Origin of the sequence: Pseudomonas sp., from assembly GCF_030147005.1 — a bacterium.
Lineage (GTDB): Bacteria > Pseudomonadota > Gammaproteobacteria > Pseudomonadales > Pseudomonadaceae > Aquipseudomonas.
Map to the genome: position 1 here is coordinate 1 of NZ_JASLAW010000086.1, position 7,317 is coordinate 7,317.

Sequence of the window (7,317 nt, forward strand, 5' to 3'; positions counted from 1 at the left end):
ACCGGTCCCTGTGGCGAGGGAGCTTGCTCCCGCTGGACTGCGTAGCAGTCCCATTTTTGGGGCCGCTTCGCGCCCCAACGGGAGCAAGCTCCCTCGCCACAGGTCGCAGGTTTTTCTGCTTTAGCGCTTAACTGACCGGCATTAAGGCAAGCCGGCTCCCGCATTGGATCGCGGGGCGTCAGTCATATCGCTACAGGTTGCCCACGGTTGGGCCGGGCTCGACATCCCCAACCGGCTCCAACCGGCCGCCTCGCTTAGCCGTCACGCCACCATGATGATCTTCGACACCAGTTCCACCACCGTCTTGGCCTGTAACTTCCTCATCAACCGCGCCCGGTGCACTTCCACCGTACGGTGGGAAATTCCCAGGCGCAGCGCGATTTCCTTGGATTTGAGCCCGTTGACAATGTGCATGGCGATTTCCCGTTCCCGTGGCGTGAGATCCCCCGTGCCCTGGTGGGTGCGGTCCAGGCGTTCGAAGTGCCAGATCATCAGCTTGAACGGGTCCCTGGGGGTGAGCGTGTAGCCATGGGATTTGGCCCAGAACACCTCGCCATTGCGATGCTGCATGAAGCGCTCGTCGGAATAAAAACCGTTGTCGCTGTCGAGCAACCAATCATGGCTGCGCTTGCCGATGGCGTGGTAATCGGCCTGGGAGGGGTAGATCAGCAAGGTCAATTGATTGAGCAGTGTCTCGCGGGTGTAGCCGAACAGATTCAGAAACGCGTCATTGCAGTCGAGTATCACGCGGTGACTGGTGACCAGCTGCGGAGCGGGGGACAGCTTGAACGCCAGGCGTTCGAGATCTCGGAATGGCTGGGTAAGCACGGTCATGGGGGCATCCTGCCTCGTTGTTGACTCACTGGCGGACTACTTATCCGTGTAAGTAGTTACACGAATTGGCACGCAGCCGGCGGTGGGTCATTGTAAGGAAAGTCCGGTTCAAGAACAGAAGAAATTGATTATGCCTGCTGATTGCGTGTCTATCGTTGCCGCTGGTCATTCGCGTTTTGGTCGCTTGGAAGGCACCACGCTGGAAGATCTGATCGTTCAGGTCACGCGTGAGGCCCTAAGCGATGCGGACCTCGATGCGTCGCAGATCGACGCGCTGTTCCTCGGGCATTTCAATAGCGGGCTGGTGCCGGATGGGTTTGCCGCGTCGTTGCTGTTGCAGGCCGACCCCGGGCTGCGCTTCAAACCGGCGACCCGCTGCGAGAACGCCTGTGCATCAGGTTCGGCGGCGATCCAGGCCGGGGTCAATGCGATTCTGTCCGGCAGCGCCGAACTGGTGCTGGTGGTGGGTGCCGAGAAAATGACCCATACCTCCACGGCCGCCGTCACCCAGGCGCTGGCCGGCGCCGGTTACCAGAATGATGCGGCCGAAGCCGGCCTGAGTTTCCCGCAGCTGTTCGGCCGCGCCGCTCGTCAATACGCCGAGCGCTACCATTGCCCGCTGGGCTCGATGGCGACGATAGCCACCAAGAACCACTCCAATGCCCTGGCCAACCCATTGGCGCAGATGCACCGGGAGATGAATTTCGAACACTGCAACAACGTGTCCCAGAGCAACCCGTTCGTGGCCGAGTCGCTGCGCCTCACCGATTGCTCTTTGATCAGTGATGGCGCCGCGGCGATTGTCCTGGCGTCGCCCAAGCGTGCGCGGGCGTTTCGCCGCGATGTGCAGATTCGCGCCATGACCCAGGTCAACGACACGTTGCCCATCGCCCAGCGCGACATTCTGGCGTTTGAAGGCCCGCAGCGGGCGATTCACTCGGCGCTGCGCGGGGCGAATGTGACCCTGGCCGACCTGAGCTTCGCCGAGGTGCATGACTGCTTCACCATCGCCGAACTGCTGATCTACGAAGCCATGGGCCTGGCGCCCAAAGGCGAGGGCCACCGTGTGCTCGACAGCGGCGTGGTGCGCGCGGGCGGGCGCTTGCCGGTGAACCTTTCCGGCGGGCTCAAGGCCAAGGGCCATCCCGTCGGCGCGACCGGTGTCTCGATGCATGCCCTGGCGTTCCGGCAATTGACCGCCGAGCCGATCGGCCTGGCGGTGCCCAACGCGGAGTTCGGGCTGGTATTCAACATGGGCGGAATGGCGGTGGCCAATTACGCCTCGGTCCTGCATGCGCGCCGGTACTGAGCATGAACATCGCCAACTGGTTGCACGACACCCAGCGTCGCGACCCGCAGCGCCCGGCACTGTTCGACGGCGCCCGGCAAGTGGCCGACTACGCTACCTTCACCGCCCATGTGCGCCAGCGCGCCGCGCACCTGGTGGACCAGCACGGCTTGCAGCCTGGGGATGCGGTGGCGGTGCTGATGAAAAACAGCTGCGACTACCTGGAATTGCTCTACGCCATCTGGTGGATGGGCGCGGTGGCGGTTCCGATCAACGCCAAGCTGCACCCGACCGAGGCGGCGTGGATCGCCGATAACGCCGAGGCCCGCTTGATCTTCACCGACGGCGGCCGGGTATTTTCATCGCGGGATTTGCCCCTGCGCTGCACAGAGCTTGATGGCCACGTGCTACCGCCGAACCGGGGCTGGCCAACCCTGGAGCAGCCGGTGCCGCGCCAGGACCACGACCTTGCCTGGCTGTTCTACACCTCCGGCACCACCGGGCGCTCCAAGGGGGTGATGCTGTCCCATGGCAACCTGATCGCCATGTCGTTGTGTTACGCCACCGATGTCGACCCGGTGAGCGCCGACGATGCTGCGCTGTACGCCGCGCCGATGTCCCATGGCGCCGGGCTCTACAACGTCATTCACGTACGCTGCGGCGCGCGGCATGTGGTGCCGGCGTCCGGCGGCTTCGACGCCGCCGAGCTGTTTGGCCTGGCAACCGAGCTGGGCGGGGTTTCATTGTTTGCCGCGCCGACCATGGTCAAGCGCATGGTCGAGCAGGCGCGGCGCCAGGGCTACGACGGCGAAGGCATCAAGACCATCGTCTACGGCGGCGGCCCGATGTACCTGGCCGACCTGCGCGACGCCGTCGACACGTTCGGCGCCCGCCTGGTGCAGATTTACGGCCAGGGCGAGAGCCCGATGACCATCAGCGTGCTGCCCCGTGGGCTGATCGCCGACCGCCAGCGCCCCGACTGGGCAACCTTGGCCGCCTCCGTGGGTTACGCGCAAGCCTGCGTGGAAATCCGCATTCTGGGGACCGACCAGCAACCGCTGCCGGCCGGCGAACGGGGCGAAATTGCCGTGCGTGGCGCCACGGTGATGCAAGGCTATTGGCGCAATCTGCCCGCCACCCGCCAGACCCTGGTCGATGGCTGGCTGCTCACCGGTGATATCGGTTTTCTCGACCCCGCCGGCTACCTGACCCTCACGGATCGCTCCAAGGACGTGATCATCAGCGGCGGCAGCAATGTGTACCCGCGCGAAGTCGAGGAAGTGCTGGCCCAGCATCCCGAGGTATTTGAAGTGTGCGTGGTGGGCGAGCCGGACCCGCAATGGGGCGAGTCGGTGGTGGCGTTTGTGGTGACGCGCAGCGGCCGGCCCCTTGACGAAGGCGAACTCACGGCATGGTTCCTGGCGCGCATGGCGTCGTTCAAGAAACCGAAAAAATACGTGTGGCGCAGCGACTTGCCCAAGAACAGCTACGGCAAGACCCTCAAGACCGACTTGCGGGAGTGGTTGAAAGCGGCGAATATCGCCGCGCTTTAACATGGATCGACAAACAGACAAGGAGTCCTCTCAATGGGCAATCACGCGCAAGACACTGTCCGCAAACGCCGCCGTGCGTTTCTCGGCGCTACCTCCGGCCACTTGATCGAGTGGTACGACTACGGCGTCTACGGCTTTCTTGCCGTCTATATCGGCCAGGCGTTCTTCGTCTCCGACGACCCCACCACCAGCCTGCTGGCCAGCTTTGCCGCCTTCGCCCTGAGCTTCTTCATCCGCCCCTTGGGCGGGCTGTTTTTCGGCCCGCTGGCGGACAAGATCGGCCGGCGTAAAACCCTGATCATGGCGCTGGTGATGATGACCGGCTCCACGGTGATGCTGGGTTTGCTGCCCACGTACGCAACCCTGGGCATCGCCGCACCGATCCTGTTAATCCTGGTGCGCTGCGTGCAAGGCTTCTCGGCGGGCGGTGAGATCGGCACGGTCACCAGCTTCATTTCCGAATACGCCGGCCCCGGCCGACGCGGCTTTGCCACCTGCTGGCTGATGGTCACCGCCGTGCTCGGCCTGCTGCTCGGCGGCGCCGTGGCCAACGGCATGACCTGGGTGCTGGGTGCCGACGTGATGCAGGAATGGGCCTGGCGCGTGCCGTTCCTGATCGCCGCGCCCCTGGGCTTTATCTCCATGTACATCCGCCTCAAGCTCGAAGACAGCCCTGAGTTCCTCGCCTTGCAGCGTGCCGGGCAAACCTCCCGCGCACCCCTGCGCGAAGTCTGGCAATGGAAGCGCGCAATTGCCCTGGTGTTTTTCATCATCACCTTGCACAGCTCGATCTTTTACCTGGTGCTCACCTTCGCCTCGACCTACATGGCCAAGATCCTCAAATTCGACAGCGGCACTACCTTGCTCTACGTGTTCGTCGCCAGTTTTTCCGCGGCGTTCGTCATGCCGTTCGGCGGCGCGTTCACCGACAAATATGGGCGCAAGCCGTTCCTGATGGTGATCGGCACACTGGCGACCCTGGCGATGTTCTGGCTGTTCAAGATGGCACCGACCGCAACGCCGGCGACGTTCTTTGCGCCATTGATGGCGGTGGCCATCCTGTTCGGCCTCTATGCGTCGTCCACCTACGCGCTGATGAGCGAACTGCTGCCCACGCGCATCCGGTCCACCGGGATCGCCGTGGCGTACAACGTGCCGGTTGCGGTGTTTGGCGGCAGCGCGCCGTTGATCTCCACCTGGCTGATCAAGGTGACCGGCGACATTACCTCGCCCTGGTACTTCTACGTGGCGACCGGGGTAGTGTCGTTGATTGCGCTGGTGCTGCTGCGCAAAGAGGACTTCGTGGCCAGCGGCAGCCCGGTGATGGCGCCCACCGGGGCGGCATTGGCCTGATGGCGCGGTAGCGGGCGTTGCATCGACGCGTTAACTGCGCCAGGCTTGGCAGCCTCATTCCGGCGGAGCGTATTGCGTGCAGGCTACCCGTTTGACCCTGATCTGCCATGCGGCCACGCCGTCGCAAAAACAGGCGCGCTTTGCCGATGACGAATCGCTGGTCATGGACTGGCAAGGCGCGGCGCTGTCTTTAACCGGCCGCTATCCGAAGCCTGCGCGGCTGGTGTGCGGGCCGGAGGCGCGAACCCGGCAAACGGCGGCGTTGTTCGGCGCGCAGCCGAGCATTGAACAGGCCCTGCGCGACGTCGACCTTGGGCACTGGAAAGGCCAGGCTGTCCGCCATCTGAACAGCGATGAATTGAACGCCTGGCTCAGCGACAGCACCCGTGCCCCTCATGGCGGCGAGTCGGTGGATCAGCTGTGTACGCGGGTTGGGCAATGGATCAAGTCCCTCGAGAGCCAACCCGGCCACGTGCTGGCCGTCACCCATCCTTTCGTTGTGCGCGCCGCGCTGCTGTACGTCATGCAGTGTCCGGTCTCGATGTTCTACCTGATCGACGTTGAGCCGTTGTCCTGTACCGAGCTGCGCTTCAACGCGGTCTGGCGCCTGCGCCTGGAAACTCACGCCTGAGGCCCTGATCATGGCAAAATCCACGCTCCGCAATGAGAGCAACCCATGAAACGCATCCTGATCATCGGCATCGGCGCCGGCAACCCTGACTACATCACGATGCAGGCCGTGAAGGCGCTGAACCGCACCGACGTGTTTTTCCTGATGGACAAGGGCCAGAGCAAGGACAAGCTGATCGATTTGCGTCGTGAAATCTGCGAAACCTACATTACCGAGCCTGGCTATCGCTTCGTCGAGGCTCAATGCCCTGAGCGCGTGCGGGGTGACATCGACTACACCACCGCCGTGCGGGACCTTAACCACGACAAGCAGCAGACCTTCGAACGCATGATCAACGAAGAAATGGCCGACGATGAAGTGGGCGCGTTTCTGGCCTGGGGCGACCCGGCGTTGTACGACAGCACCATCCGTATTTTGCAGGCGATCCTGGCCGCCGGCCGCTGTGAGTTCGAGTTCGAGGTGATCCCCGGCATTACCAGCGTGCAGGCCCTGGCCGCCCAGCATAAGGTGGCGTTGAACCGTATCGGCAAGTCCATCGAAATCACCACCGGGCGCCGCCTGGCGGCGGGGCAGGCGAGTGATGCCGACACGCTGGTGGTGATGCTCGACGCCGAAGATTCCTACCGCAGCGTGGCGGATCAGGATCTGGATATCTATTGGGGCGCCTACCTGGGCACGCCGGACGAAATCCTGATCAGCGGCAAAGTGGCTGACGTGGCGGAGCAAATCCAACAGGTGCGCAAGGCTGCGCGGCTCGCCAATGGCTGGATCATGGACACCTACTTGTTACGCAAACCCTGAGGGATCGTTCCTATGCTCAAACTGCTCGCTCTCGCGCTGACCTTGCTGGCCGGTGCCGCCCACGCGGACGCCGACCTGCACACCGACTTGCCGTTGTCGTACCTGGAACAAACCCAGGACGAGGCACGCAACCAACCGCTGGTGATTTTCCTGCATGGCTTTGGCAGCAACGAGGAAGACCTGTTCGACATCAAGGATGCGCTGCCTTCCACCTGGACCTACCTGTCGGTGCGTGCGCCGATGCCGGTGGAACCGAATGGCTTTCGCTGGTTTACCAAGACCCCCGGTGACGGTGATTACGACGGGGTCACGGCCGATCTGCAAAGCAGCGCCAAGTTGATTGAAGACTTTGTCGTAAAAGCCACCGCCAAGTACCACACCCAAAGTGACCGGGTGTTCCTGGTGGGGTTCAGCCAGGGGGCGATCATGTCCTATGAGGTGGGCTTGCGTAAGCCGGAGCTGCTGCGCGGCATCGCGGCACTGAGCGGCAGCGTGTTGCCGGTACTCAAGGCTGAGCTCAAGCCGAATGAAGCGTTGGGCAAACTAGCCATCTTTATCGGGCACGGCACGTTGGACCAGCCACTGCCCTATGCGTTAGGCACGCGGGCCAACGAAGCGCTGCAGGGGCTGGGTTTGAAGCCGCAGTTTCATGGGTATCCGGGGATGAACCATACGATCAGCGAGGCGGAAATTCAGGATTTGAAGGCCTGGCTGGAAAAAAGCCTGAAATAAACACGGTTAAAAAATGTGGGAGCGGGCTTGCTCGCGAAAGCGTTTAGTCAGTCACCCTGTTACCGACTGATTGAGCGCATTCGCGGGCAAGCCCTAATGCCGGTCAGTTAAGCGCTAAAGCAGAA

At 62.9% G+C, this 7,317-nt stretch carries 7 protein-coding genes; 6 read left to right on the forward strand and 1 reads right to left on the reverse strand.

Annotated elements, in window-relative coordinates; translation table 11 throughout:
- Positions 1-261: 261 nt before the first annotated feature.
- Positions 262-834, reverse strand: a complete 573-nt coding sequence (locus tag Q1V60_RS07970) for a LuxR C-terminal-related transcriptional regulator (protein ID WP_300629034.1) — start codon at positions 832-834, stop codon at positions 262-264.
- A gap of 130 nt (positions 835-964) precedes the next feature.
- On the opposite strand from Q1V60_RS07970, the gene Q1V60_RS07975 reads away from it, so the two are divergent.
- From Q1V60_RS07975 to Q1V60_RS08000, 6 genes are all read left to right on the forward strand, one after another.
- On the forward strand, positions 965-2,143 hold the full coding sequence (locus Q1V60_RS07975; protein WP_300629037.1) for an acetyl-CoA acetyltransferase: 1,179 nt from the start codon (positions 965-967) through the stop codon (positions 2,141-2,143).
- 2 nt (positions 2,144-2,145) lie between these two features.
- Positions 2,146-3,675, forward strand: coding sequence for an AMP-binding protein (locus tag Q1V60_RS07980; RefSeq protein ID WP_300629038.1), 1,530 nt, complete (start codon positions 2,146-2,148; stop codon positions 3,673-3,675).
- A gap of 33 nt (positions 3,676-3,708) precedes the next feature.
- Positions 3,709-5,028, forward strand: a complete 1,320-nt coding sequence (locus Q1V60_RS07985; RefSeq protein WP_300629039.1) for an MFS transporter — start codon at positions 3,709-3,711, stop codon at positions 5,026-5,028.
- A gap of 76 nt (positions 5,029-5,104) precedes the next feature.
- On the forward strand, positions 5,105-5,659 hold the full coding sequence (locus tag Q1V60_RS07990) for a histidine phosphatase family protein (RefSeq protein WP_300629040.1): 555 nt from the start codon (positions 5,105-5,107) through the stop codon (positions 5,657-5,659).
- A gap of 45 nt (positions 5,660-5,704) precedes the next feature.
- Entirely contained in the window at positions 5,705-6,460 is a 756-nt protein-coding gene (cobF, locus tag Q1V60_RS07995; protein ID WP_300629041.1) for a precorrin-6A synthase (deacetylating), read from the forward strand.
- Positions 6,461-6,472: 12 nt separating this feature from the next.
- Positions 6,473-7,192, forward strand: coding sequence for a dienelactone hydrolase family protein (locus Q1V60_RS08000; RefSeq protein ID WP_300629043.1), 720 nt, complete (start codon positions 6,473-6,475; stop codon positions 7,190-7,192).
- Positions 7,193-7,317 lie beyond the last annotated feature (125 nt).